Source organism: Mesorhizobium sp. WSM4313 (assembly GCF_002294725.1).
Classification (GTDB): Bacteria; Pseudomonadota; Alphaproteobacteria; order Rhizobiales; family Rhizobiaceae; genus Mesorhizobium.
Genome location: NZ_NSFT01000033.1, coordinates 1 through 24,077 on the forward strand (window position 1 = coordinate 1; position 24,077 = coordinate 24,077).

A 24,077-nucleotide genomic window follows, 5' to 3' on the forward strand; every position below is an offset into this window, starting at 1 on the left:
ACGCAGCGGTGTGAGACGGGCATTCTTGTGGATGTTCATTCGGACCCTCCGATGGATGCTGAAGCGTGGTAACTCCAGTCTCCTCGGTCCGGTCCGAATGGACAACCTCTCGAAAGCTCACACCTAGTGCCGGCAGTGGCACCGCTGTTGTCCGTCGACAGGTCCCGCGCTTGCTCGGTGCGACCAACAACCTTAAGCGCTAGGGCGTAACCTGACCCTGCAAGATCTCCTCACCGACTATAAGGTGCGCCTCACGATCTGAGACGATGGGACAGGATGGCTAAGGAGGTGCGCCGTCTTGCATGCCCCGCCAGCGAGGCGAACCCTCTCGGCTACGCGCGCCACCAGCGACGCTCCATATCGTCAGGCCTGCGTCTCATGCTCAGATGAGCCGGTATTTGGCTCTCTCATCAGCAAACCGAGAGAGCCCATGCCAAGACGGAAGCAAGCAAGACGAACGAGCGTCAGAGATATCCTGCGCCTGACCCATAAACAGGGCAGTCCGGTGGGCCAAGGTGGCAGAGCAACTGAGGTTCGGCAAGACTTCGGCTTCCACCTATCTGCGGGCGCTGGAGACGGGCTGTCGTGCAGGCCCTGCATGCGGCTTTGAGGACGATGCGATGTTGAAACACCGTCTGTTGCGCCGAATCGGCCGTCGGCCAAACGTTGGGTCGTCATCAGGTTCTCGACAGCTTCCCGGTGTCAAATCCAAACCGTGGTCGGCGATCCCCACCAGGGTGGGAAGGCAGCGCTGATATAGCCGAACGTCGATCAAGTCACGATCAACGATTGCCTCATGTCACATGCCCTGCGGGACTGAAAAACGGAGAAGAACATGTGCGATGCAAAACTGAAGACCGTGCTTTCGCTTTTTTCGCCGGTGGCCAGCAAATTAGATGCTCTCTCGTCCAACGGACCAGCGACGGATGCAAACTGCGTTAAGCTAAATACGAACGAGAACCCGTTTCCGTTGCCGAAGAGCGTAATGCAAAGTGCAATTGCTGCGATCGAACACCAGTATCTTTATCCGGAAGACGACAATCTCAGCTTAAGGGCAGCTGCCTCCGATGCTTACGGATTTTCCAAAGATCAGGTGATTGCCGGCAACGGTTCGTCGGAGCTGCTCGGACTCATCTACAGAGCTTTCCTCGCCCCAGGAGATAGAGTGGCAATGCTGTCGCCCGGATTTTCGTTCAACCGTAAACTTGCCATGTTGCAGGGTGCCGAGTTTCTCGAAATCGCATCGAGCGAAGCTCATCCCCTGCCGATAGAAAAACTGCTGTCCGGCCCCGCAAAAGACGCGAAGTTCATTCTGTTGGCTAATCCGAACAATCCGACCGGAACATTCGTGCCGGTGGCCGAAATCGAACGCCTTGTGGAGCAAGCAGATCGCTTGGTCGTCTTGGATGAGGCCTACGTTGACTTCGCACCCGACAATGCCCTGCGCCTCGTCAATAGACATCCGAATCTTTTGATCTTGAGGACTTTTTCAAAGAGCTATGCTGCCGCTGGCGTGCGAGTCGGCTTCGGTTTCGGTCACCCAGAAATCATTGGCAGGCTGCGCAACATCCAGAATGTCTTCAACATGAACGTGATCGGGCAGGCGGTCGGGAAAAGCATTCTTGCGCATCGCCACGCCTACGAAGAGAACCACAGGCACATCAAGCATGAACGACAGCGAGTGACCCTGGCGCTGTTGCAACTTGGCTTTTCCGTAACACCCTCCCACGCAAACTTTTTGCTGGCCCGTGTGCCGGCGGGACAGGAGGGCTCATGCTGGCAAGCCGCGTTGAAAGAGCAGGCGATCCTCATCGCCAGCTTTCCTGACGTAGATTTGAAGAACTGTATTCGCGTCAGCATTGGCACCACAGAGCAGATGGACAAATTCCTTGCTGCCGCCGAACGCGTCTGTATGAACTTTAAGAAGGATCGCGGTGCTCACAAGCATGAAGTCGATTCACATTAAGCATCAAGTAATGATATGTCGTGAGCTATGATGATTAGCGAATAAATATAGGTAATTTGGAGAACAATTAATTGAAGAAAATTTCCGCTTCGGGCCTGACCTTCGGCATCTTCGATCATCTGGACGAAAACGGCGATGACATCGCACAACAATATGCAGATCGGCTGAGCCTAGCAGAAGCGTGCGATGGCTATGGCTTTTATGCGTATCATCTCGCCGAGCACCACTGTACGCCGCATGGCAGAGGTCCATCACCGAATTTGTTCTTAGCGAGCGTCGCCCAGCGAACCCGCAGTCTTCGTGTTGGTCCCATGGTAATGCTACTTGCGCTCTATCATCCGCTGCGTGCCTTCGAGGAGATCTGCATGCTTGATCAGTTGAGCGGCGGCAGGCTTGAACTCGGCATAGGGCGCGGCTCTGCTCCCACTGAATTGGGATACTTCGGGGTTGCTGTAGAAGCAGCACCAGAACAGTATGCGGAGGCCAGTGAGATTCTCATCAATGCGATGAAAGGCGGGACGCTTTCTTATCAGGGCCGCCACTTTGAGTTGAAAGATGTTCCGCTGACGTTGAGACCTCACCAATATCCCCGTCCGCCGACATGGATCGCCACCAATCGACCCGAGCCGGCTAGCTGGGCCGCTGCGAATGGGGCAAACATCGCCTGCGTCGGACCTTCCACTTCTGTTCGCAGCGTTACCGACGCGTTCCGCGCCGCCCGAATTCACGATGCTGACATTGGCCAGCAAGCGCCATTTCTTGGATTGCTCCGAATGGTGGTGATAGGGCGTTCTGAAACAGATGCGTATTTGCTCGCAGCACCTGCCTATGAACGATGGCTCAATAGCTTCAAATTTCTATACGAACTAAATGCCATTTCCACTCCACCAAACTTGCCTTTGAACTTCGATGCAGCAATTGAAAGTGAATTGTGCGTCGTGGGAACGGCAGATTCTGTCCGAAAAGCTCTCCTTGATCAGCTGGAAGAGGCAGGTGCTAATTATCTTCTGTGTCAACTGGCATTTGGGGATTTGCCGCTGGATGCCTCACTATACACCGCATCGGCCATTGGATCCGAAATCATGGCTCGAGTTGCCGCATCGTGAATCCGTCGTGTGATTGGAGGAGCAGCGGCAGCGCTGCTCCTCATTGCGAAACGGTTGTGGGGGCCGGACTCCTGTGTCAGGTGTAAACCATTGGAGCACGTCCTATCTGATCCAGGTCATATCCTGCGGCTTTGAAGTAGTTGGCACATTCGGCTGGGGTGAAGAGGTCGACGACCGCGCCGAGGCGTCCTGACCTTGCCCCTCTGATCTAATCCGGTTTGAAGTTCGTTCTGGCCCATCCAGAGGACCAGGACATGAAACGCAGCCGCTTCTCTGAAGAGCAGATCATCGGAATTTTGAAGAAACACGAGGCCGGGGTATCGGTTGGCGATCTGTGCCGCAAGCACGGGGTCAGCGACGCCTCGATCTACAATTGGAAGGCCCGCTTCGGCGGGATGGATGTCACCGAGGCTCGGCGACCTGAAGGCGCTGGAGGACGAGAACACGCGCCTGAAGCGGCTTTTGGCCGACGCCATGCTCGACAATGCCGCGTTGAAGGACCTTGTGGGAAAGAAATGGTGACGCCCGCCGCCAAGCGGAAAGCTGTCGCTCGCCTGAAGGAAGGCTTCGGGATGAGCGAACGGCGGGCGTGTAAAGCCATCGGCTGTTGCCGCATGACGGTTCGCTACCAGACCAGCAGGCCGGACGACCGCGAGGTTCGCGAGCGGATGAAGGCCGATCGCGCAGGAGCGTCGCCGGTTCGGCTACCGGCGTCTTCTCGTGATGCTGAGGCGGGAGGGCCTGGTCGTGAACCACAAGAAGCTGTTCCGGCTCTATCGGGAGGAGAAGCTCGCCGTCGCCGCCGTGGCGGCCGCAAGCGGGCGATCGGGACCAGGGCGCCGATGCTGGTGCCGCTGAGGCCCGACGAGCGCTGGTCGCTCGACTTCGTATCGGACCAGCTCACCGACGGGCGCCGCTTCCGCATCCTGGCCGTCGTCGACGACTGCACGAGAGAGTGCCTCGCACTCATCGTTGATACGTCTCTCTCGGGCATGCGGGTTGCCCGCGAATTGGACGGCTCATCACCGAGCGGGGCCGGCCCAGGATGATCGTCAGCGACAATGGCAGCGAGTTCACCTCGAACGCCATCCTCTCCTGGGCGGATCAGAACCGCGTCGAATGGCATTACATTGCGCCCGGCAAGCCGATGCAGAATGGCTTCATCGAGAGCTTCAACGGCCGACTGCGCGATGAACTGCTCAACGAGACGCTGTTCACCTCGCTGGCTCAGGCGCGCGTAGCCATCGCCCTGTGGCACGCCGACTACAACACCGCGCGGCCGCACTCCCCCCTGGCAGACCCCGGCCAAGTTCGCCAGCACCTTCAATCCGCGACGGTCGCTCGCGCTGCGCTATGCCAAAGGCTCCGCGCCAGCGCCCGTCGCTTCACCCGCCCAGCAGGGCACAACCCACGCCGGAAACGAACTCAAAACTGCTGGGGCAACGTCAGTCCCATAGAGCCTTGATGGTTATCTCGGCCTTTGCTCGCAGCAGCGCCTTAGGTTGGGCGAAGGCGTTCTCAATCGGATTGAAGTCGGGACTGTAGGGCGGCAGTTAGAGCAGGCTCGCCTGCGGCCTCAATCGCGCCGCGCAGGGTTCTCCAGGCGGATGTCGCCAATGTCAAATTTGCTGGCATCCATGTCGCCCTCGCCAACCGCACAAGCGAAGGCCAGAAAGCCAACATGTGTTCTGCGGCTTAATTAAGAGTCAGCCGATGTCGGCCGAACATCACCTTGTCTCGAAGTCGACGATCGGACAGCAGGTTGCGAAAGTTGGCGCGATGCGAAACAAACTGCTGAAGCGCTCAACTTTTATTGATCACGCGTGTTGGACGCGACGCACTCCCGTTCCAATCGGGCTGAGCGCAAATTCTCCCGGTTCACAAAACTGAGTCGCTGGAGTAGTGGGGGCGCAGAGAAATCTCCGGTCGCAGCCTTACCCGGTCAAAACAAGGATACCAATGATGAAGACTCTCGCCGTCTGCTCTGGCGGATTGGACTCCGTTTCCCTTGCTCACATGGTGGCAGCGGAGCACGAACTCACCGGCCTTCTATCTTTCGACTATGGCCAACGGCACAGGAAGGAATTGGGCTTCGCCGCTCTTTGCGCGCAGCGACTGAAGGTCCCGCACCAGATCATCGACATCGGCGAAATTGGCCGTGGCCTTTCCGGCTCAGCGCTGACTAGCAGTATCGACGTGCCGGACGGCCACTACGCCGAAGACACGATGAAGATTACGGTGGTGCCGAACCGCAATGCCATCATGTTGGCAATCGCCTTCGGTCTCGCCGCCGCCCACAGCGCCGAAGCGGTGGCGGCGGCCGTGCATGGTGGGGACCATTTCATCTATCCCGATTGCCGTCCGGCCTTCATTGAAGCTTTCCAGACAATGCAAGACCGCGCGCTCGACGGCTATGCGCAGATACGCCTCTATGCACCGTATGTGAATCTCGGAAAAGCTGACATTGTTGCGGATGGCGCAAGATACGGCACCCCGTTTGCTGAGACCTGGTCCTGTTACAAGGGCGGCGTGCGTCACTGCGGACGATGCGGGACCTGCGTCGAGCGGCGCGAAGCGTTCCATCTCGCCGGGCACGCTGATCCCACCGACTACGAGGACGCCGATTTCTGGCTTGAGGCGCTGCGCAGGAGGCGCGCGTAATGTTCCACATCAGCAAGGAATTCCACTTCTCGGCCTCGCATCAGCTCACCTCCTTGCCTCCCAACCATCAATGCGCGCGCCTGCACGGGCATAACTATGTCGTCGTAGTGGAGCTGTCGGCCAAGGAACTGGACGCCCACGGCTTCGTGCGCGACTATCACGATCTGGCGCCGCTCAAACGCTACATTGACGAGAGCTTCGACCATCGGCACCTCAACGACGTGCTGGGACATGAGAAGGTCACGGCGGAATGCCTGGCCAGACATTTCTATGAATGGTGCAAGGCACGTCTGCCGCAGACCGCGGCCGTGCGCGTTAGCGAAACACCGAAAACTTGGGCGGAATACCGTCCGTGACCGACATGCATCCCGCAATCCGTGTGAGCGAGATATTCGGGCCGACTATCCAGGGCGAGGGCGTGCTCATCGGCTTGCCGACGGTGTTCATCAGAACCGGCGGATGTGATTATCGCTGTTCATGGTGCGACAGCCTTCACGCGGTGGACAATCAGTATCGCCATGAATGGCTACCGATGCCGATCGATGCCGTGTGGCAAACCGTCCATGCGCTTTCCGGCGGCAGGCCGGTTATGGTCTCCTTGTCAGGCGGCAACCCGGCCATTCAGCCGTTCGGTCCCCTCATAGAACGAGGCCATCGCGAGGGCTATCGTTTTGCACTGGAAACGCAGGGTTCCGTGGTGAGGGAGTGGTTTGCGGATCTTGACGTGCTGACCCTTAGCCCAAAGCCGCCGTCCAGCGAGATGACGACCCGTTGGGCTGCGTTTGATGCATGCCTCGAAGCGGCGCAAGAGAAGCCGCAAATCGTGCTCAAGCTCGTCGTTTTCGACGAGAGTGACTATGCCTACGCCAAAGAAGTCGCGGCGAGATATCCGCACCTTCCGATCTATCTGCAACCCGGCAATCACACGCCGCCGCTCCCTGGCAGTGAAGACGCCTCTGTCGACTTGGACGGAATAATGATGCGAATGGAATGGCTTGTCGAAAGGGTGACTAGCGACAGGTGGTTCGAAGCCCGCGTGTTGCCGCAGCTGCACGTTCTGCTTTGGGGTAACAAGAGGGCGGTCTAGTCTGTGGCTTGCGTCGCACCGGAAGGCCGGGCTCCAACGGCTTGGCAGGCTCTCTTCGCGTGCCGAGTACAGCCGAGCTTTGTTCGCGTCAGCGGTCTCGCGATTGTGCGGCTGGAAACCGCCCGGACACCCCGCTGCCGGCGTGTGTCACCTTGACTCCGATGAGCTGTCGTCACGCAAAGTTGAAATCCGCAAGAACTGGCCTTCTCGCCCCACCTGCTCCGTCGCAAGCACGTCATCCCCTCATCCTTGTCCAGCTCTTATCGATGTATCTCATTGTCCGGCCTGACGCACGACTGTCAGCATGGGAATGCATCCATTGCGCAAATGCCTTCCATAAAGAAGATCGATTTCCTCATTGGCCCAACGTGAAATATAGCAACGTTTTCGTGGCGTGGGTCGGCTGCGTCGGGAGTAGCGATGAAAACGTATTGGGGTCGCCTGCGTCTCCTTGGGCAGCGAGTGTAAAGTATAGCGATGCGGCCTCCGGCGCGAACGGCAGCCGCGCAGTGATCACCTTCGCCTGTGCCTTTGCGGCGGGGGTCAAGCGCTGGTCTGCTAAAATTTTTTATCGTTTAGCTGGTTGAAACTGCCCCCGTTGCGGGCTGCAGAAGCCGGCCAGCCGAGAAACGGCAGCCGCACTTATGAAAGCACGCCAAGGCGTGCGGGCATCTATCAGTTGCAAAGGACAATACTGGCCGCGCCGATTGGCCATCACGCGTCCATTAGGGCAGCCACCAACATCAGTTCGCAAGAGGAGCAAAAGTAATATGTATCGTCGTCACCTGATCAAAGGGTTGGTTGCGCTCGGCGCATGCCGGATTTGCGTTCAAGCCGCCCAAGCGACCAGTGCCCATTGGGGGTACACCGGTCCGGTCGGACCGGAGCACTGGGCTGATCTGGATAAGGAAAATTTCGTATGCTCTGCCGGCACGCAGCAATCGCCGATCAATATCAACAGCGCGGTCAAGGCGGATATCCCGCATATCGCCATCGGCTGGCACAAGGGCGGCGGCAATATGGTGAACAACGGCCACACCATTCAAATCAATATGCCACAAGGCAGCACGCTGACCCGCGGCGATCGTGTCTACGAACTGGTACAGTTCCATTTCCATGCGCCAAGCGAACATCACGTGGCGGGCAAGAGCTTCCCGATGGAGGTGCATTTCGTTCACAAGGACACGCAAAGTGGTACTCTGGGCGTGCTGGGCGTCTTTTTAACGCCCGGCGCGACAAATGCCAGCTTTGCTGCCCTTGCTGCGGCCTTTCCCGAACTGCCGAATGGGGAGGTGACGATCGACGAGGTGAATCCCAACTGGCTTCTGCCAGCCTCGCTTGGCTATTGGACTTATGAGGGCTCACTGACGACGCCGCCGTGCACCGAAAACGTCGAGTGGATGGTGGCGATGGAACCGGTTGACGTTGATCCGGCAGACATCCAGCGATTTGCCTCACTCTACCCGTCGAACGCGCGCCCTATTCATTCACCCAATCGACGCTTCATCCTGCGCCAGAGTTGAGCGCCGCCCCAGCGGTTCCGCACGGTCCAACATTCTTGGCACAAGTTGGCGCGAAGCCTCCTCTTCCGGTCTGGCGGTCTGACGGCGCTCCCCAAGCTGGCTAGTCTAAATGATAGGGATTCGGTGCCGACACCACTCGTCCCAAATACGTCGCGGCGAGGTTTGTCTGCAACCCGGCAATCACACGCCGCCCCGCCGTGGTAATGAAGACGTCTCTGTCGAGTCCGACGGAATATGATGCGCATGGAACCGCTGGTAGAAAAGGTGACCAGCGACAGGTGGTTCGAAGCCCGCGTCTTGCCGCAGCTGCACGTTCTACTCTGGGGTAACAAGAGGGTAGTGTATACCTTCTCCTAGCTTCGCCGCCAACTACTCGGTTTTCCGAATTGCTCTCTATATTCTTGAAGACGATGCGTTCGTTAAAGACATGTGCTGCGCACCTGGTGTAAAAGCTGCTCTCATCATGCAGAGGTCAAGCCAGTCGGGCTCATCCGAGGCTATGGCCGTGAGCACTGTTCAGTTCGGCAGAGAGGGCGCTTTTGTACACACTTTGCGATCGTGGCGGCCCCGTGGGCAGATCTGCAAGCTGCCGCGACACTAACCTCTCGAAGCCCGCCCGCCCGCCTTTCGTGCAGCTTCCTCTGAACAAAACCACCGCTCGCCCTTCAATAGGTTGATGCGTGTCTCCCAGTAAGATTCCTGTCCAAGAACGTGATAATCTTCTTGCCAGTGTTGTAGCTGATGTTGCCCTTGATGCCGCAGCCTACCGCGGCGGGACCAAACTCAATGGCAAGCAGGCCGGCTAGGATCGTGCAGCCAGTCGCGAGCCTCGCCCACAACGGGGTCTCACGCGCATGAGGGCGCCGACCATGGGTTCGGCGGTTCATACGCGTATAACACGTATCTTTCTGAAAAAATCAATGCTCTCGGCTAAGCTACTGAATTATTTGGCTTCCATATAGCGCGTCGGCGGAACCAACTTGTAGACGGGCTATGAAAGGTTAAGCGCGGATGTCTATCGGCCGCCGGCGTTCCCGCTCTGTAAGCCTGCCTGAACTACCCGCGCCGCGGTCAAGCCCCAGGCTCCTGCTCATCCAGCGACCGCCCGATCAATGGCAGGCTGGAAAGACAAGAGCCGATGTCTTCCGATGGTCTCGCCATCAGCTTTGGGCTAACTTCCCCATTCTCCCGCTTCGAGCTCGACACACGGCGGTTTGGATGGCGCACGACAATCTGTGTCGGCTTTGTCGTGTCCGTGACAGACGCCTGAAAGGCCCGTTCGCGCGTTTTGCCGCCGTCTAAGCGGCTGGAATTTAATGACAAAGTTTCTTCTGGGATCGGCCGATCACGCTGGTACGCTTTTTGCGATGCTTGGTGTGAGGCGGCACGAGCTGCCTATCGGCACTTGTGTCGCGGGCAGTCGCGATAATTAGAACGAAGGAAGGAAAGCTATTATGTCAGGTCTGCGTCAGATCGCCTTTTACGGAAAAGGCGGCATCGGCAAGTCCACCACGTCCCAAAATACGCTCGCTGCCCTTGTCGACCTCGGGCAGAGAATCCTCATCGTAGGATGCGACCCCAAAGCCGATTCCACACGCTTGATCCTGAATTCGAAAGCTCAGGATACCGTCCTGGATCTCGCCGCACAGGAAGGCTCGGTGGAAGACCTCGAACTCCAGGACGTGCTCAAGGTGGGCTACAGAGGCATCAAGTGCGTGGAGTCCGGCGGCCCCGAGCCGGGTGTCGGTTGCGCCGGCCGCGGCGTCATCACCTCGATCAATTTCCTCGAGGAGAATGGCGCTTATGACGATGTCGATTATGTCTCCTATGACGTCCTCGGCGACGTGGTATGCGGCGGCTTCGCCATGCCGATCCGCGAAGGCAAGGCCCAGGAGATCTATATCGTCATGTCCGGCGAGATGATGGCGCTCTATGCCGCCAACAACATCGCCAAGGGCATCCTCAAATATGCCCATTCGGGCGGTGTGCGGCTGGGCGGGCTGATCTGCAATGAACGTCAAACCGACCGCGAACTCGATCTGGCCGAAGCACTGGCTGGCCGATTGAATTCCAAGCTCATCCACTTCGTGCCCCGCGACAACATCGTCCAACATGCCGAACTCAGGAAGATGTCGGTGATCCAGTACGCGCCGGACTCAAAGCAGGCAGGGGAATACCGCGCTCTGGCCGAGAAGATCCACGCCAATTCGGGCCAGGGTACGATCCCGACGCCGATCACCATGGAGGAGCTGGAGGAGATGCTGCTCGACTTCGGCATCATGAAGACCGACGAGCAGATGCTTGCCGAGCTTCACTCCAAGGAAGCGGCGAAGGCGGCGGCCCAGTAGTGACATTAGCGCTGCCATGAATCGGCGCGCCTTGCAGAGAACGGCGCCTATTCTTTGAGGCGTCACCCAACCTTGAAAGGGGGACTCATGAGCCGGGAATACGAGAATGACGGTGCTCTTCATGCGAAGCTTATCGAAGAGGTGCTGTCGCATTATCCCGACAAGGCGGCGAAGCGCCGCAAGAAGCACCTCAACGTCGCAAAGAGCGGCAACGAGGCTGGCGGGGAAAGCGAGGTCCTTTCCGAATGCGACGTCAAATCGAACATCAAGTCCATTCCCGGGGTGATGACGATTCGCGGCTGTGCATATGCTGGTTCGAAAGGCGTGGTGTGGGGGCCAGTCAAGGATATGGTCCATATCTCGCACGGCCCGGTCGGCTGCGGCCAATATTCTTGGTCGCAGCGCCGCAACTACTACGTCGGTACAACGGGCGTCGACACGTTCGGGACAATGCAGTTCACCTCCGATTTCCAGGAGAAGGACATCGTCTTCGGCGGCGACAAGAAGCTGGAACAGATCATTGACGAGATTGAAGTCTTGTTTCCGCTCAACAACGGCATCACCGTGCAGTCCGAATGCCCTATCGGCCTGATTGGCGATGACACCGAGGCCGTTTCTCGCAAAAAGACCAAGGAGTATGACAAGACGATCGTGCCGGTACGCTGCGAGGGCTTCCGCGGCGTCTCGCAGTCGCTTGGCCACCACATCGCCAATGATGCAATCCGGGATTGGGTCTTCGACAAAAAGGATGTCAAGTTCGAGGCCGGCCCCTACGACGTCAACGTCATCGGCGACTACAATATCGGCGGCGATGCCTGGGCCTCGCGCATACTGCTTGAGGAGATAGGGCTGCGCGTGGTTGGCAACTGGTCGGGTGACGCCACACTCGCAGAGATCGAGCGCGCCCCGAAGGCTAAGCTCAATCTTATCCACTGCTACCGGTCGATGAATTACATCTGTCGGCATATGGAGGAAAAGTATGGCGTCGCCTGGATGGAGTACAATTTCTTCGGTCCCTCCCAGATCGAAGCCTCTCTGCGCAACATAGCCAAGCATTTTGGGCCGGAAATCGAGGAGAAGACCGAAAAGGTCATTGCCAAGTACAGGCCGCTTGTTGATGCGGTCATCGCCAAGTACCTGTCGCGCCTGGAAGGAAATACCGTGATGCTCTATGTCGGCGGCCTGCGCCCCCGCCACGTCGTCACGGCCTACGAGGACCTCGGCATGGTCATCGTGGGCACCGGCTATGAATTCGCCCACAGCGACGACTATCAGCGCACCGGCCACTACGTGAAGAACGGCACGCTGATCTACGATGACGTGACCGGCTATGAGTTGGAGAAATTCATCGAAGGGATTCGCCCAAATCTGGTCGGCTCGGGAATCAAAGAAAAATACCCGGTGCAGAAGATGGGCATACCGTTCCGCCAGATGCATTCCTGGGATTATTCAGGCCCGTATCACGGCTACGACGGCTTTGCCATTTTCGCACGTGATGTGGATCTCGCCATTAACAACCCGGTCTGGGACCTATTCCACGCGCCTTGGAAAAGAAGCCGGGGCGATGAGCGGGCGATGGCTGCCGAATAAACATTTGCTTCAGCCCCAGTCTCCCACTGAGACGGTGAACTCCCGCGGCCTCTGATCCGCCGGAGCCTGGAACGTCTTGACGTCCTGAGCTGCCGTCCCGCGCAGCCAGATGCAAAAGAGGTAATCATCATGCCGCAGTCGGCTGAAAAAATTCTCGATCACGCTCCCCTGTTCCGCGAGCCGGAATACAGAAAGATGCTCGCTGAGAAGAAGCTAAACTTCGAATGTCCGCACCCCGATGAAATCGTTTCCGATCAGCGCGATTTCACCCAGACGTGGGAATACCGCGAAAAGAACCTCGCCCGCAAAGCGCTTGTCGTGAACCCGGCCAAGGCCTGCCAGCCGCTGGGTGCGGTATTCGCTGCCGCCGGCTTCGAGCGAACCATGTCCTTCGTCCACGGCAGCCAAGGTTGCGTCGCCTATTACCGCTCGCACCTGTCGCGCCATTTCAAGGAGCCTGCCGCGGCGGTCTCCTCCTCAATGACCGAGGATGCGGCGGTGTTTGGCGGCCTGAAGAACATGGTCGACGGGCTCGCCAACACCTACCAGCTCTACGACCCCAAGATGATTGCCGTGTCGACGACCTGTATGGCAGAGGTCATTGGCGACGACCTGCACAGCTTCATCCAGAACGCCAAGGACGAAGATTCAGTCCCGCGCGACTTCGACGTGCCCTTTGCCCACACCCCGGCCTTCGTTGGCAGTCATGTCGACGGCTATGACAACATGGTCAAAGGCATTTTGGAGCACTTCTGGAAAGGTCAGGAGCGTACGCAAATCGAAGGAACCATCAACATCATTCCGGGCTTCGACGGCTTCTGCGTCGGCAACAACCGGGAGCTCAAGCGCCTGCTCGATGTAATGGGCGTGTCCTATACATTGATCCAGGATGCCTCTGACCAGTTCGATACGCCTTCGGACGGTGAATACCGCATGTATGACGGGGGCACGAAGATCAACGAGGTGAAGAAGGCCCTCAACGCCGAGGCAACGCTTTCGCTGCAGCATCACAACACCCGAAAGACACTGGGCTATTGCGAGGAGGTCGGGCAGGCGACGGCCTCGTTCCACTATCCGCTCGGCGTTCAGGCGACGGACGAATTCCTGATGGAGGTCGCGGCGATTTCCGGCAAGGAGATTCCCGAGGCAATTCGCCTCGAGCGCGGCCGACTGGTAGACGCCATGGCGGACAGCCAATCCTGGCTGCATGGTAAGAAATACGCCATCTACGGTGATCCCGACTTCGTTCACGCAATGGCCCGCTTTGTCATGGAGACCGGCGGCGAGCCAACCCATTGCCTCGCCACCAATGGCACCTCGGCATGGGAAGCCGATTTGAAGAAGCTGCTAGCATCCTCGCCTTTCGGCAAGGCTGCCCAGGTTTGGGCGGGCAAGGACCTGTGGGCGCTGCGCTCGCTGCTCTTTACCGAGCCGGTGGACCTTTTGATCGGCAATTCCTACGGCAAGTACCTGGAGCGCGACACCGGAACGCCGCTGATCCGGCTGATGTTTCCGATCTTCGATCGGCACCATCATCACCGCTTTGCGCTCTTTGGCTACCAGGGCGCGTTGCGCGTGCTGACGACGATCCTCGACAAGATCTTCGACAAACTCGATCGCGAGACGAGCGAGACGGGTGTGACGGATTATTCCTATGACCTCACGCGCTAAGAGCCGTGGCCGGCTTTTCGCCGAGGCCATTCCTTGCCCAATGGACTGGGGAGGCTGAGCGATGTCCTCCCTCAGCGCCAAAATCAAGGACGCCTTCGATGAGCCCGCCTGCGATAAGAACCGTGGCAAAGATGCCAAGGCGCGCAAGGAGGGCTGCTCGAAGTCGCTGACACCAGGGGCGGCAGCCGGCGGCTGCGCCTTTGACGGAGCCAAGATCGTCCTGCAGCCGATCACCGACGTTGCGCATCTGGTCCATGCGCCGCTCGCCTGCGAGGGCAATTCTTGGGACAACCGTGGTGCGGTTTCGTCAGGGCCGACCTTGTGGCGGACAAGCTTCACGACCGACCTCACCGAACTCGACCTGGTGATGGGGCAGGGCGAGCGGAAACTCTTCAAGGCGATCCGCGAGATCAAGCACACATACGCGCCGCCGGCGATCTTCGTCTACTCAACTTGCGTAACGGCGCTGATCGGTGACGACATCGAGGCCGTGTGCAAACGCGCCACGGAAAAGTTCGGTTTGGCCGTGGTGCCGATCAATGCGCCTGGCCTGGCAGGCTCCAAGAACCTCGGCAACAAGCTCGCCGCCGAGGCGTTGCTCGATCATGTCATCGGCACGGTCGAACCCGACGACCCCGGGCCCTACGACATCAACATCCTTGGCGAATTCAACCTCTCGGGCGAATTCTGGCTTGTAAAGCCGCTCCTCGATCGGCTCGGCATCCGGGTGCGCGCCTGCATTCCCGGCGATGCGCGTTACCGCGACATTGCTTCCGCGCACCGCGCCCGGGCGGCAATGATCGTGTGCTCGACCGCGCTGATCAGTCTTGCCCGCAAGATGGAGGAGCGCTGGGACATCCCGTTCTTCGAGGGCTCCTTCTATGGCATCTCCGACACATCGCAAGCTCTTCGCAACCTTGTCAGGCTGCTGGTGAGGAAGGGCGCCGATCCGGAGATCCTCGAGCGCACGGAGACGCTGATCGCGCAGCAGGAGGCGATCGCGTGGAAGAAACTCGAATCCTACCGGCAAAGGCTCCAAGGCAAGCGCGTGCTGCTCAACACAGGCGGTGTGAAGTCCTGGTCGGTTGTCCGTGCGCTGATGGAGATCGGAATCGAGATCGTCGGCACCTCGGTCAAGAAATCTACGGTGCAGGACAAGGAGCGCATCAAACAAGTTCTCAAGCACGACAAGCATATGTTCGAATACATGGCTGCGCGCGAGCTGTACGCCATGCTCTCTGAACACAGGGCCGATATCATGCTGTCGGGCGGTCGCACGCAATTCATTGCGCTCAAGGCCAAGACGCCCTGGCTCGATATCAACCAGGAGCGCCAGCACCCTTATGCCGGCTATGCCGGCATGGTGGAACTCGTACGCCAGATCGACCTCGCCATTCACAATCCGGTCTGGTCTCAGGTGCGCCAGCCGGCCCCGTGGGATTGCCAGCCTGATCTAAAAGACGAACTGCCATGCACGAAGAAGGAGTCCGGGCACCTGTTCGATGAATTCGCCGGCGCGACGGCACACGAGTTCAGCGAGTGTTGAGGCGACCGATGGCCCGCATCCTTCCCCAGACCAAATCCGCGGCGGTGAACCCGCTGAAGTCGTCGCAGCCGCTGGGTGCCGCCTTTGCCTTTCTTGGGGTCGACGGCGCGATGCCGCTGTTCCACGGCAGCCAGGGATGCACAAGCTTCGCGCTCGTGCTCTTCGTACGGCACTTCAAAGAAACGATTCCATTGCAGACAACAGCGATGGATGAGGTGGCGACCATCCTCGGCGCTGCCGACCATCTTGAAGAAGCCATCCTCAACCTCAAGAACCGCACGAAGCCAAAGCTGATCGGGGTGTGCACGACCGCGCTGGTGGAGACGCGTGGCGAAGATTGCGCGAGTGATATTGCGAACATCAAGCTGAAGCACACGCAAGAGCTTGCGGGTACGGAGGTCGTGCTGGCCAACACGCCGGATTTTGACGGCGCGATCGAAGAGGGCTGGGCCAAGGCAGTCACCGCAATGATCAAAGGGATTACAGGCTCGGGCGAACGTGCGCGGCAGCCGAAGAAGATCGCGATCCTGCCCGGATGCAACCTCACTGTCGCCGACATCGAGCATATGCGTGACATGGTTGAAAGCTTTGGGCTCAAGCCGGTTATTCTGCCCGACATTTCAGGCTCGCTCGACGGTACGGTTCCTGACCGCTGGGTAGCGACCACATACGGCGGCACCAGCGTCGAAGACATTCGCGAGTTGGGCACGGCCATGCAATGCATCGCCATCGGTGAGCACATGCGCCGCCCGGCGAAAGCGCTGCACGGGTTGACCGGCGTGCCTTACGTGTTGTTCCAGTCACTGACTGGGCTGCAGGACACGGACCGCTTCGTGTCGCTGCTGTCTGCGATTTCGGGCGCGGCGGTACCGGCCCGCGTGCGCCGGCGCCGGGCGCAATTGCAGGACGCGATGCTCGACGGACATTTCCATTTCGGCGGCAAGAAAATTGCCATCGCTGCCGAACCAGACCAGCTGTTCCAACTTGCGACCTTCTTTGCTGGCCTCGGCTCCGAGATAGCCGCGGCCGTCACAACGACCGACAGGTCTAAAATTCTCGAGAAAGTCCCGGCGGTTTCGGTTCAGATCGGCGATCTCGGCGATCTGGAAAGTCTTGCCGTCGGTGCTGACCTGCTTGTCACGCATTCGCACGGGCGCCAAGCATCGGAGCGGCTCCGAATTCCGCTCATGCGCATCGGGTTCCCGGTCTTCGATCGACTAGGCAGCCAGCACAAGCTCGCAATTCTCTATCAGGGCACCCGCGACATGATCTTCGAGGTCGCCAGCATCTTCCAGGCCAACCAACACGCGCCCACTCCTGAGGCGCTTGATCCACTCCGTAATCGAGAAATATCACGATGAACGCTGTTCGCCGCCTCTCGCTGGTCAGTAGTGAGGTTTTCGCCCCGATGCCTGAACGACGTAAGGGCGCATTGCGCGTTGCGATCGCCACTCAGGACATGCAGGACCTCAACGCCCATTTCGGGTCGGCCAGGCGCTTTGCTGTCTACGACGTGACGCGCGAGGAATGGAATCTCGTAGAAGCCGTGGCCTTCGATGACGTGTCCGATGAAAGCGGGGAGCATCGGGCCGAGCGCGATGATCGCATCACGCCAAAGGTGGATGCGCTCAAGGGCTGTCAGATCCTGTTTTGTCTGGCAATTGGCGGCCCTTCGGCAGCCAAGCTTGTCGCGGCAAAAATCCACCCGATCAAAGTGGCGGAGCCCCAATCGATCCCACAGGTGCTCTTGCGCACGCAGATGATGCTCAGGACGTGTCCTCCGCCTTGGCTGCGCAAGGTGCTGGCGCGAGCGGGCATTGCCGAAAAGAAACCGTCCTTCGAGGACGAGGACTGAAAAGAGGAGGACGCCAATGCCTGACCCCGCAATCCCCCCAGCTGTCGCCGAAGACGAGGCGGCTCTTTGCACCCCGTTCGTCAAATGCCTCGTGCGGCTGATCCGTTCTCAGGATTCCTATGGCTCGTGGGAACGCAAAGCGGACGCTGAGCTGCTGGGCGACTTCATCATTACCAAGGAACAGCGCCGAGGGATCCCAATCATCGGAGATCCCGATCCCGACGTGCTGTGGAGGCTCGACAAGTACTACGCCGCCATCGGGCTTGCGATCGAGGAGCGCTGCGGCCTTATGGCATCGCCGATGATCCAGGTGAGCCATGAGGGTTTTGGTCGGGTGCTTTTCACGACCGGACGGCTGGTCGTTTTGTCCAAAACGCTGCGCGATGTCCACCGGTTTGGCTTCGAGACGCTCCTGAAGCTCGCCACGGCCGGTACGAAGCTGGTCGACGATGCGATTTCAGTCATCGAAACCTTTCCCCACGTGGCGCTGGCATGATGGGCGCGATTTTCGAGAAAGGCCATCATGACGGACCCGAGAAACTATGTTGGCCAGTCCCCTCGATCCAGGGACTCGAGGCCGACCAGGTTGTTGGGGTATCGCCGATGAAGAAGCCGCTGGTCCTGATCTGCTCGCAAGATGCCGAGTTCTATCTGCTCTACAGCCACATACTGGAGGTTGACGGTTTCAGCAGTGAGACGGCAGACGGCGCGAAGGCTGCGCTGGCCTTGGCCGAACAACGGGAGCTTCAGGCCGTAGTGCTGGATTGCGACCCAGCCAGCATAAACGGGTCCGCAATTTGCGCCCACCTCAAGCGGGAACCGCGCACCACCGACCTGCCTATCATCGCCCTGATCGCGCCTGGCGCCGAGCACCAGCACCTCGATCTCTTGAAGGCAGGCGTTGAGAGCTTTGTGCGGCCGGTGGCTCCGGCCAAGCTGCTCGACTGCCTGCGGGCGAGGCTCGGGCTGACCAAGCGTGGTCCGAACGGGGTTGAAAACGACAGTTGGATTTGTTGTGGAGGCCTGGAGATGAAGCTCGATGCCCATCGGGTTCGCGGTAATGGCCACGACATCCATCTCGGACGGATCGATTTCAACGTGCTGCGGCTTATGATTGAGGCCCCCGGCAAGGTCTTCAGCCGGGACGAGCTTATCGGGGCGGCCTGGCTGCCCAACATTCATGTCGGTGCACGCACCGTCGATGTCCATATCAGCCGAATCAGGAGGGCGCTGAAAACGGCCTTGCCCGGCAGCGTCATTCGCACCGTCAGGTCGGCCGGCTACTCGCTCGAGAAGCCGGACGACTGAAATCGGTGATCGAACGTGGTGCCGCTCTCTCTTCCTCCTGAGAGCGGTGTTGCCGCTTTGAGGCGCTCCTAACGAAGACCAGGAGAAGCAGGCAAATGGAATTTAAAAGCATATTCAGTGTGACGGGTGCTGATCATTCTGATGAGGACCTCACAACAGCTGCCGGACTGTGTGCCGAGGTCGGCGCGCACCTATCGGTACTCATTATACCGCCTCCATTGCTCTTGATGTCGTCTCCGCCCCCCGAATGGAATACAGGACGTGCACAGGCAATTGCAGTACCGAACTATCGATTTCAGCAAATCGAGAAATTTTCACAGGACGTGACCAGAATGGAAAGACGGTCCGCGGATATCCTCAAAAGGCTGAAAGCTATGTCGCTTTCCTGTGACGTTGACACCGACTATTGCGATCCGGCTAGCCTCGGTGAAGTGGCACGACAGCGGGCGCTCTGCGCTGACCTGACGATCGTTGGAGGAGACCTCCTCAACGATGAGACTCTCGGACCTCCTGTTGTCAACGGCTGCTTGTTCGATAGCGGAAAGCCGGTGCTCATCGTGCCGAAGGGCGTTAAGGCGACGCTGTCGCCTCGACGCGTGCTGGTCGGCTGGGATTCGCGTGTAGAGGCCTCGCGTGCGGTTCGGGAAGCTCTTAGTATCCTATCCGCTGCCAAGGAAGTCTGTGTCGCTATGGTCGATCCAAAGGCGCAAAACAACGGGAAAGGCGCGCAGTCTGGAGCTGACATCGCTGCCTATCTTACTCGGCACGGTGCTCGGGTCTCCGTTGACCTGCTTAAGAGCGCCGGCAAATCGGCGGGCACAGTGCTGACCCAGCACGCGAACGACATCTGTGCTGACATGATGGTTATGGGTGCTTATGGCAGCCGTGGGCTGCGTGAGCGGATTTTCGGCGGTCCGCCGAGCTGGAGCTTTGGGAAGACCACATTGCCGCTGTTTTTGGCTCGCTGATCAGCTCCGTAGGAACACCGATCAGGTCGTAGGACCGCCAACCAGTCCGAAGTCGTCGTCGGTTACCGGTCGGATTGCGGAGACATGGCTGGATCCGCGAACATCTTGCGACGCTTGTCAGAGCCAAACCGGACGCCTCGACTGCTTCACGACGCTCTCGTGAACCAACTCGTGCGAGATCGTCCGCAACGGGCAGTAAAGACGAACGGCTGCAGCAGACCGCAGCCAAGCCACAGGGCGGGTGTACCAGGAGACCCCGCCTCGTGCGCGAACCCTGTTGGAAGGCCCCTTATCAGTACCCGGACGCGCGTCAAATCGGCGGCTGTCCCTGTCAGCCTGCGGTGTGCAAGGGCCGCTGCCGCGGAGCTTCCCCTGCCCGATCGTCGGGCGTGCGACAATGTCGGATTCCAGACGAGCTGGAACTGCGCGAACTCGTTGGTTTGACAGGTCTTTATCCGGCACGCCGCATGCATGGGAGTCTCCGAAAGCATTAAGAGCCGTTATCCATGGTTACGCCCCTCGAAAGAAAGAGCCGCTTCCGTCGTGGCAGGGAAACAGCCACTCCTGGGGTGGAGGCCGGCGCTAGAAGCCGCCGTAAGATCCGGAAGAGCCGCGCGACAGCATCACACACTTTCCTTCTGCTCTTGGGTTCGGATCACGCCGCGCCGCTGTCGATGCCGCCGACATTGAGCCCAAGACCTGGAAGGCGGCACACGCTTTTGCTGTCCTCTCAGTCGGGACCGCGGCTCAAGCATGCCTGTGAGGTTCGCATTGCTCAATGCCCGGCAATCGACGTCAACATGCCGCTGAGTTGGAAAACACTCCTAGAGGAGTAAGGATAAGTGGACCTCTTTTGTATTGGTGTGGGTGCTGGACCATCTAATTTGAGCCTTGCGTGTCAGATACAGGAAGAGATTGCGCAAGGGGCACTGTTCCTGGACCGGGAGGTCGATTTCCGAGGACATCCAGGCAGCGCTTTCGATTGCGCGGAGCTCCAGGTCGGCCACTTCCAGGATCTGGTTACTCTGGTCAATCCGCGATCAGCCTACACATTCGTAAACTACCTCCACGAGAACGGGCGTCTTTACAATTTCCTCAATGCGCAATTTCACGGGGTGCTTAGAGCCGAGTTCGCCCAATATCTCAACTGGGCGTTCCAGAAGAATCCGCTTGTCCGTGGCGGCGAGGCCGTTCGCGAAATCCGCTTTGACGGCGAGTTTCGCGTGCGGACGGACAACGCGGTCCTTGATGCAAGAAACCTCGTCATCGACATAGGCAAGCAGGCGCAAATTCCGCCTCAGTTTCATGGCTGGACTGGACCCAACCTGTTCCACTCATCTGAGTTGGCCCACATCAATCCTGAGGTGCAAAAAAAGCATGTCTGCGTTGTTGGCGGCGGACAGTCGGGAGCCGAGCTGCTACTGCACCTTGTCGGCCGGCCGAAAGAACGGCGGCCCGCGGCGATCACATGGGTCTTGACGCGCGAGATGCCTTTCGACGACCACGCGTTCACAAACGGGCTGTTCACGCCATGCTTCTCGGATCGTTTTGCTGCGATGAGCGAGGTGCATCGACAGCTGTTCCTGCGGCGTTTCGCGCTTGCCTCCGAGGGCATTTCAGAAAGCAAGTTGCGCGCGGTCTATCAGGCGCTCTACCACCACGCCTTTCTCGAGCCACACCAATGCGAGATCACATTGCGGCCAAGTTGCAACGTGTCGCGCTGCATCAATGCCGGAGCAGGGCACAGGCTCACGCTGCAACGCGGCTTGGACAACATCGGAGAAGTAACCGCCGATATCGTCATCCTGGCCACCGGGTACGAGAAACCGCTGCCGGGTTTCCTAGAACCGATCGCAGATCGCCTCGAACAGATCGGCAATGAGCTCGCCATCGGCGAGGATTTTTCGGTGTACTGGGACGGACCGCGAGACCGACGCCTTTTCGTTCAGAACGCCTGCCTTGGACAGCGCGGGCTGGCTGATCCGAACTTTGGGCTGCTGGCCTGGCGAGCGCGCCGCATCCTTGACAGCCTTCTGCGGCGCGCGCCATGCGCCAATCCCGAGCATCTAGGGTTCATCAACCGTCCCTTGACGGAGTGCTGGCCCGACCTCGGAGTCGAACAAATGGGCAGCGGGATATGATTCGTCGATATTGATGATCGGCGGTGGCATTCAGGAAAGATTTCCGCCTCTGGCGGCAAAAGCGGGACGAGCAATATTCCTACGGCGTCAGATCGCTCTGCTCGCGCTTGAGCAAGGTAGCGTCGCGCGACTCCTGCTTGGCGTGAAACAGCAAAGGGCATTCAATCACGATGCAGCTTTACGTGCTGTCGGGCTCAACGCCACGTGGATCGAGCCCAACGCCGCCGTTGGCAACCGCGACGCGAATTATGACGCCGGGCCACATGCGGCGGTGGCTGCAAGGGTACCGAGCCTCTCCCGCACTTTCGACCCCATCGCCGAAGTGCGACTACTCCAGGACGCCGAAGCCGGTCTTATCGCCAGCGGGCCAGCCAAACTCTCACCTTCCTAAACGGCAGCCGCTAAGGTGAGCCGTCGAAAGCCGACATTCAGGTTAACGTCAGCTGGCCGTGTTAGGGCTCGCTTATTCAAGGCGGTACCGGCGCTTGCCGAAGCTAAGAAGGGTTGGCATGCCCTTTGCCGTGCTTGATGTGCGGCAACACGGTGAGAGCTCCGCTGAAGCAAGCGAGAGGGAGCAATGCCCTCGAGACCGTGTCCGATTTTGACTGGAAAATATTCCGCGACAAAAGAGACGAAAGGTGTGGAATGACTTTGGACACCAAGATGGAACTGCGTATGGGGTCCCCGGCTCCTGCGCTGAAAGTGGAGAACTGGCTGCGTGGCGAGCCCCTCACGAGCCTTCGGCCCGGCAAGGTCTACCTCGTTGAATTTTGGGCGACTTGGTGCCGACCATGTGTCCACGCCATGCCCCATTTGATCGAACTGCAGGAGAAATATAAAGACAGCGGATTTGAGATTATCGGAGTCGCAGCTTGCGAAAAGGCTGCAACCGCGGACGAAGCGCGGACCAACGTGGATGCCTGGCTGACCGAGAAGTTCCCGAATCTGAATTATCGGACAGCGTTCGATTGCACTGGCGAAATGAAAAAGCTCTGGCTGGAACCCAGCTCTTCGTTCGGGATTCCCACCTCGTTCGTGGTCGACCGCGACGGCCACATCGCTTATATCGGCCACCCGGCACCTCTCGATGACGTTTTGCCGAAAGTCCTTAACGGCAGCTGGCGCAGCAGCTATGAAGCGAAAGCCGTCGATGCAAAGCGAATCTCGCGTGTGCGCGAATCGTCGCTGAGTCAGCCGATATACGCCAAACTTGGGCCGGCGATGCAGGACGAGGATTGGGCAGCGGCACTATTGGCCATCGAAGAAGGCCTCGCCGTGATGCCAGACTCTTTTGATTTTCGGCGGGTTCATGCGGATATTCTGCTTCACAAGCTGCGCGACATCAAAACCGGCTTGCCGCTTATGCGCGAATTGGTCGAGGACGCGATCAACAAAAAGTTCGAAGCGATGTCTTGGGTGGTGATGGCGCTGAACCAACTCTTCCATCCCACGATCGACAACTCCCATCTTCCGCATGATGATCGCTTTGCGATGGGCAAGGAGCTCTCCGAACAGATCCTGGAACTTAATCCTCCGCAAGGCGATGGAGACTTTAAATTCGGGTGTTACTTTCCGGTCGCTCAGTATTATTACGAGAGCGGCAACAAGGACCGGGCGATCGAGTTGATCGAGGTGGCAATCAAATCGCTGGACCATTCGGAGCCAGTGCCGGACCAAACCAAACAGCGCTACCTCACCTCGTTGCTCCAAGCCCTGGCCAACTACACGGGTGAGCCTGCCTGTCACGCGGGTCTCTGTGTGGCTCCGCAAAACAAGACTTCCGAAACTCAAAACGCTGTCACTTCCTGAGCAAGGATCGCGAAGGGCATGACAATTGGAATTGAACACCGGCAAATCCGCCCGCCCAGGCGCACTTCGCAGCAATAACGTCGATGCCGCAAAAGTGCGCGGCTTGCGGCAGGTGGAATTTCCATTGCGTTTACCTCGGGTCGAACCGCGGCGCAGGCGTTCGCGCCGCGGTGAAAGGTCTCGCATTGGTGGACGTGCTCGAGGTCGGCCACGGGACACTGTTGCGTGGGATCGGCTCGCCCAAGCCATTCCCCGCCCACGCAAGCGCCCGAACCACACATCGCAGAAAAAGAGATCGTCCTTCAAGAGGAGTACTGAAATTGGGGAAAAGCGAAATTCCTCATGAACCGGTTGGCCCTGCTGTCCACGGGGACGACGAGGCCCTTGCTTCCCCGTTCGTCAAATGCCTCCTGCGGCTCATTCGTACTCAGGATTCCTTCGGCTTATGGGAAGGCCATTCGGATGCCGAGCTGCTGGCCGAGTTCATCATCACCAAGC

18 protein-coding genes and 3 pseudogenes are annotated in these 24,077 nt (G+C 58.8%); 20 read left to right on the forward strand and 1 reads right to left on the reverse strand.

Features of this window, described 5'->3' with window-relative positions; all coding sequences use genetic code 11:
- Positions 1 to 835 precede the first annotated feature (835 nt).
- The 3 genes and pseudogenes from hisC to CK219_RS30360 all read left to right on the forward strand — a co-directional run bounded on the left by hisC (position 836) and on the right by CK219_RS30360 (position 4,529).
- Positions 836 to 1,966 carry a histidinol-phosphate transaminase gene (gene hisC / locus CK219_RS30350; protein WP_063169376.1) on the forward strand — a complete coding sequence of 377 codons (1,131 nt, stop codon included), beginning with the start codon at positions 836 to 838 and terminating at the stop codon, positions 1,964 to 1,966.
- A gap of 71 nt (positions 1,967 to 2,037) precedes the next feature.
- Entirely contained in the window at positions 2,038 to 3,072 is a 1,035-nt protein-coding gene (locus tag CK219_RS30355) for an LLM class flavin-dependent oxidoreductase (protein WP_063169375.1), read from the forward strand.
- A gap of 254 nt (positions 3,073 to 3,326) precedes the next feature.
- Positions 3,327 to 4,529 (forward strand): annotated as a pseudogene (locus CK219_RS30360) (IS3 family transposase).
- On the opposite strand, the pseudogene CK219_RS30365 reads toward CK219_RS30360, so the two are convergent.
- Positions 4,524 to 4,665 (reverse strand): annotated as a pseudogene (locus CK219_RS30365) (transposase); the annotation flags it as partial. The pseudogenes CK219_RS30360 and CK219_RS30365 overlap by 6 nt on opposite strands.
- Before the next feature lie 369 nt (positions 4,666 to 5,034).
- Between CK219_RS30365 and queC the strand changes: the two are divergent.
- From queC to CK219_RS30455, 17 genes and pseudogenes are all read left to right on the forward strand, one after another.
- Positions 5,035 to 5,733, forward strand: a complete 699-nt coding sequence (gene queC / locus CK219_RS30370; RefSeq protein ID WP_063170389.1) for a 7-cyano-7-deazaguanine synthase QueC — start codon at positions 5,035 to 5,037, stop codon at positions 5,731 to 5,733.
- Entirely contained in the window at positions 5,733 to 6,089 is a 357-nt protein-coding gene (queD, locus tag CK219_RS30375) for a 6-carboxytetrahydropterin synthase QueD (protein WP_063169374.1), read from the forward strand. Before queC ends, queD begins: the two co-directional genes overlap by 1 nt.
- 5 nt (positions 6,090 to 6,094) lie before the next feature.
- Positions 6,095 to 6,820: a 7-carboxy-7-deazaguanine synthase QueE gene (queE, locus tag CK219_RS30380; RefSeq protein WP_164548811.1), complete on the forward strand. Its 726-nt coding sequence runs from the start codon at positions 6,095 to 6,097 to the stop codon at positions 6,818 to 6,820.
- 770 nt (positions 6,821 to 7,590) lie between these two features.
- Entirely contained in the window at positions 7,591 to 8,343 is a 753-nt protein-coding gene (locus CK219_RS30385) for a carbonic anhydrase (RefSeq protein ID WP_063169372.1), read from the forward strand.
- Between the two features lie 160 nt (positions 8,344 to 8,503).
- Positions 8,504 to 8,700, forward strand: a pseudogene (locus CK219_RS32470) (7-carboxy-7-deazaguanine synthase QueE); the annotation flags it as partial.
- Positions 8,701 to 9,797: 1,097 nt separating this feature from the next.
- Positions 9,798 to 10,691: a nitrogenase iron protein gene (nifH, locus tag CK219_RS30400; protein ID WP_024505261.1), complete on the forward strand. Its 894-nt coding sequence runs from the start codon at positions 9,798 to 9,800 to the stop codon at positions 10,689 to 10,691.
- Between the two features lie 87 nt (positions 10,692 to 10,778).
- Positions 10,779 to 12,281 carry a nitrogenase molybdenum-iron protein alpha chain gene (gene nifD / locus CK219_RS30405; RefSeq protein WP_024505262.1) on the forward strand — a complete coding sequence of 501 codons (1,503 nt, stop codon included), beginning with the start codon at positions 10,779 to 10,781 and terminating at the stop codon, positions 12,279 to 12,281.
- A 129-nt stretch (positions 12,282 to 12,410) separates the two neighbouring features.
- The gene (nifK, locus tag CK219_RS30410; protein WP_024505263.1) at positions 12,411 to 13,952 is read left to right on the forward strand and encodes a nitrogenase molybdenum-iron protein subunit beta; all 1,542 of its coding nucleotides are present in this window, start codon (positions 12,411 to 12,413) and stop codon (positions 13,950 to 13,952) included.
- A gap of 61 nt (positions 13,953 to 14,013) precedes the next feature.
- On the forward strand, positions 14,014 to 15,498 hold the full coding sequence (gene nifE, locus CK219_RS30415) for a nitrogenase iron-molybdenum cofactor biosynthesis protein NifE (RefSeq protein WP_024505264.1): 1,485 nt from the start codon (positions 14,014 to 14,016) through the stop codon (positions 15,496 to 15,498).
- An 8-nt stretch (positions 15,499 to 15,506) separates the two neighbouring features.
- Positions 15,507 to 16,859, forward strand: a complete 1,353-nt coding sequence (gene nifN, locus CK219_RS30420) for a nitrogenase iron-molybdenum cofactor biosynthesis protein NifN (protein WP_024505265.1) — start codon at positions 15,507 to 15,509, stop codon at positions 16,857 to 16,859.
- Positions 16,856 to 17,353, forward strand: a complete 498-nt coding sequence (nifX, locus tag CK219_RS30425; protein ID WP_063169371.1) for a nitrogen fixation protein NifX — start codon at positions 16,856 to 16,858, stop codon at positions 17,351 to 17,353. Before nifN ends, nifX begins: the two co-directional genes overlap by 4 nt.
- A 16-nt stretch (positions 17,354 to 17,369) precedes the next feature.
- Entirely contained in the window at positions 17,370 to 17,849 is a 480-nt protein-coding gene (locus CK219_RS30430; protein WP_024505267.1) for a NifX-associated nitrogen fixation protein, read from the forward strand.
- A gap of 107 nt (positions 17,850 to 17,956) precedes the next feature.
- Positions 17,957 to 18,661 (forward strand): response regulator transcription factor, encoded by a 705-nt coding sequence (locus CK219_RS30435; RefSeq protein ID WP_224571202.1) that lies wholly within the window; start codon positions 17,957 to 17,959, stop codon positions 18,659 to 18,661.
- 95 nt (positions 18,662 to 18,756) lie between these two features.
- A complete protein-coding gene (locus CK219_RS30440; protein ID WP_063169369.1) occupies positions 18,757 to 19,629 on the forward strand; it encodes a universal stress protein in 873 nt (290 codons plus the stop codon).
- An 842-nt stretch (positions 19,630 to 20,471) separates the two neighbouring features.
- Positions 20,472 to 21,770 carry a SidA/IucD/PvdA family monooxygenase gene (locus CK219_RS30445; protein WP_063169368.1) on the forward strand — a complete coding sequence of 433 codons (1,299 nt, stop codon included), beginning with the start codon at positions 20,472 to 20,474 and terminating at the stop codon, positions 21,768 to 21,770.
- A 10-nt stretch (positions 21,771 to 21,780) separates the two neighbouring features.
- Complete coding sequence (locus CK219_RS30450) at positions 21,781 to 22,161, forward strand: hypothetical protein (protein WP_126080606.1); 381 nt, start codon at positions 21,781 to 21,783, stop codon at positions 22,159 to 22,161.
- 272 nt (positions 22,162 to 22,433) lie between these two features.
- The gene (locus CK219_RS30455) at positions 22,434 to 23,579 is read left to right on the forward strand and encodes a TlpA disulfide reductase family protein (protein ID WP_063170388.1); all 1,146 of its coding nucleotides are present in this window, start codon (positions 22,434 to 22,436) and stop codon (positions 23,577 to 23,579) included.
- Positions 23,580 to 24,077: the final 498 nt, after the last annotated feature.

Excerpts from the sequence above, each read along its gene's own strand:
- hisC (WP_063169376.1), top strand. The coding sequence starts at position 836 with ATGTGCGATGCAAAACTGAAGACCGTGCTTTCGCTTTTTTCGCCGGTG.
- queC (WP_063170389.1), top strand. The coding sequence starts at position 5,035 with ATGAAGACTCTCGCCGTCTGCTCTGGCGGATTGGACTCCGTTTCCCTT.
- queD (WP_063169374.1), top strand. The coding sequence starts at position 5,733 with ATGTTCCACATCAGCAAGGAATTCCACTTCTCGGCCTCGCATCAGCTC.
- queE (WP_164548811.1), top strand. The coding sequence starts at position 6,095 with ATGCATCCCGCAATCCGTGTGAGCGAGATATTCGGGCCGACTATCCAG.
- CK219_RS30385 (WP_063169372.1), top strand. The coding sequence starts at position 7,591 with ATGTATCGTCGTCACCTGATCAAAGGGTTGGTTGCGCTCGGCGCATGC.
- nifH (WP_024505261.1), top strand. The coding sequence starts at position 9,798 with ATGTCAGGTCTGCGTCAGATCGCCTTTTACGGAAAAGGCGGCATCGGC.
- nifD (WP_024505262.1), top strand. The coding sequence starts at position 10,779 with ATGAGCCGGGAATACGAGAATGACGGTGCTCTTCATGCGAAGCTTATC.
- nifK (WP_024505263.1), top strand. The coding sequence starts at position 12,411 with ATGCCGCAGTCGGCTGAAAAAATTCTCGATCACGCTCCCCTGTTCCGC.
- nifE (WP_024505264.1), top strand. The coding sequence starts at position 14,014 with ATGTCCTCCCTCAGCGCCAAAATCAAGGACGCCTTCGATGAGCCCGCC.
- nifN (WP_024505265.1), top strand. The coding sequence starts at position 15,507 with ATGGCCCGCATCCTTCCCCAGACCAAATCCGCGGCGGTGAACCCGCTG.
- nifX (WP_063169371.1), top strand. The coding sequence starts at position 16,856 with ATGAACGCTGTTCGCCGCCTCTCGCTGGTCAGTAGTGAGGTTTTCGCC.
- CK219_RS30430 (WP_024505267.1), top strand. The coding sequence starts at position 17,370 with ATGCCTGACCCCGCAATCCCCCCAGCTGTCGCCGAAGACGAGGCGGCT.
- CK219_RS30435 (WP_224571202.1), top strand. The coding sequence starts at position 17,957 with ATGAAGAAGCCGCTGGTCCTGATCTGCTCGCAAGATGCCGAGTTCTAT.
- CK219_RS30440 (WP_063169369.1), top strand. The coding sequence starts at position 18,757 with ATGGAATTTAAAAGCATATTCAGTGTGACGGGTGCTGATCATTCTGAT.
- CK219_RS30455 (WP_063170388.1), top strand. The coding sequence starts at position 22,434 with ATGGAACTGCGTATGGGGTCCCCGGCTCCTGCGCTGAAAGTGGAGAAC.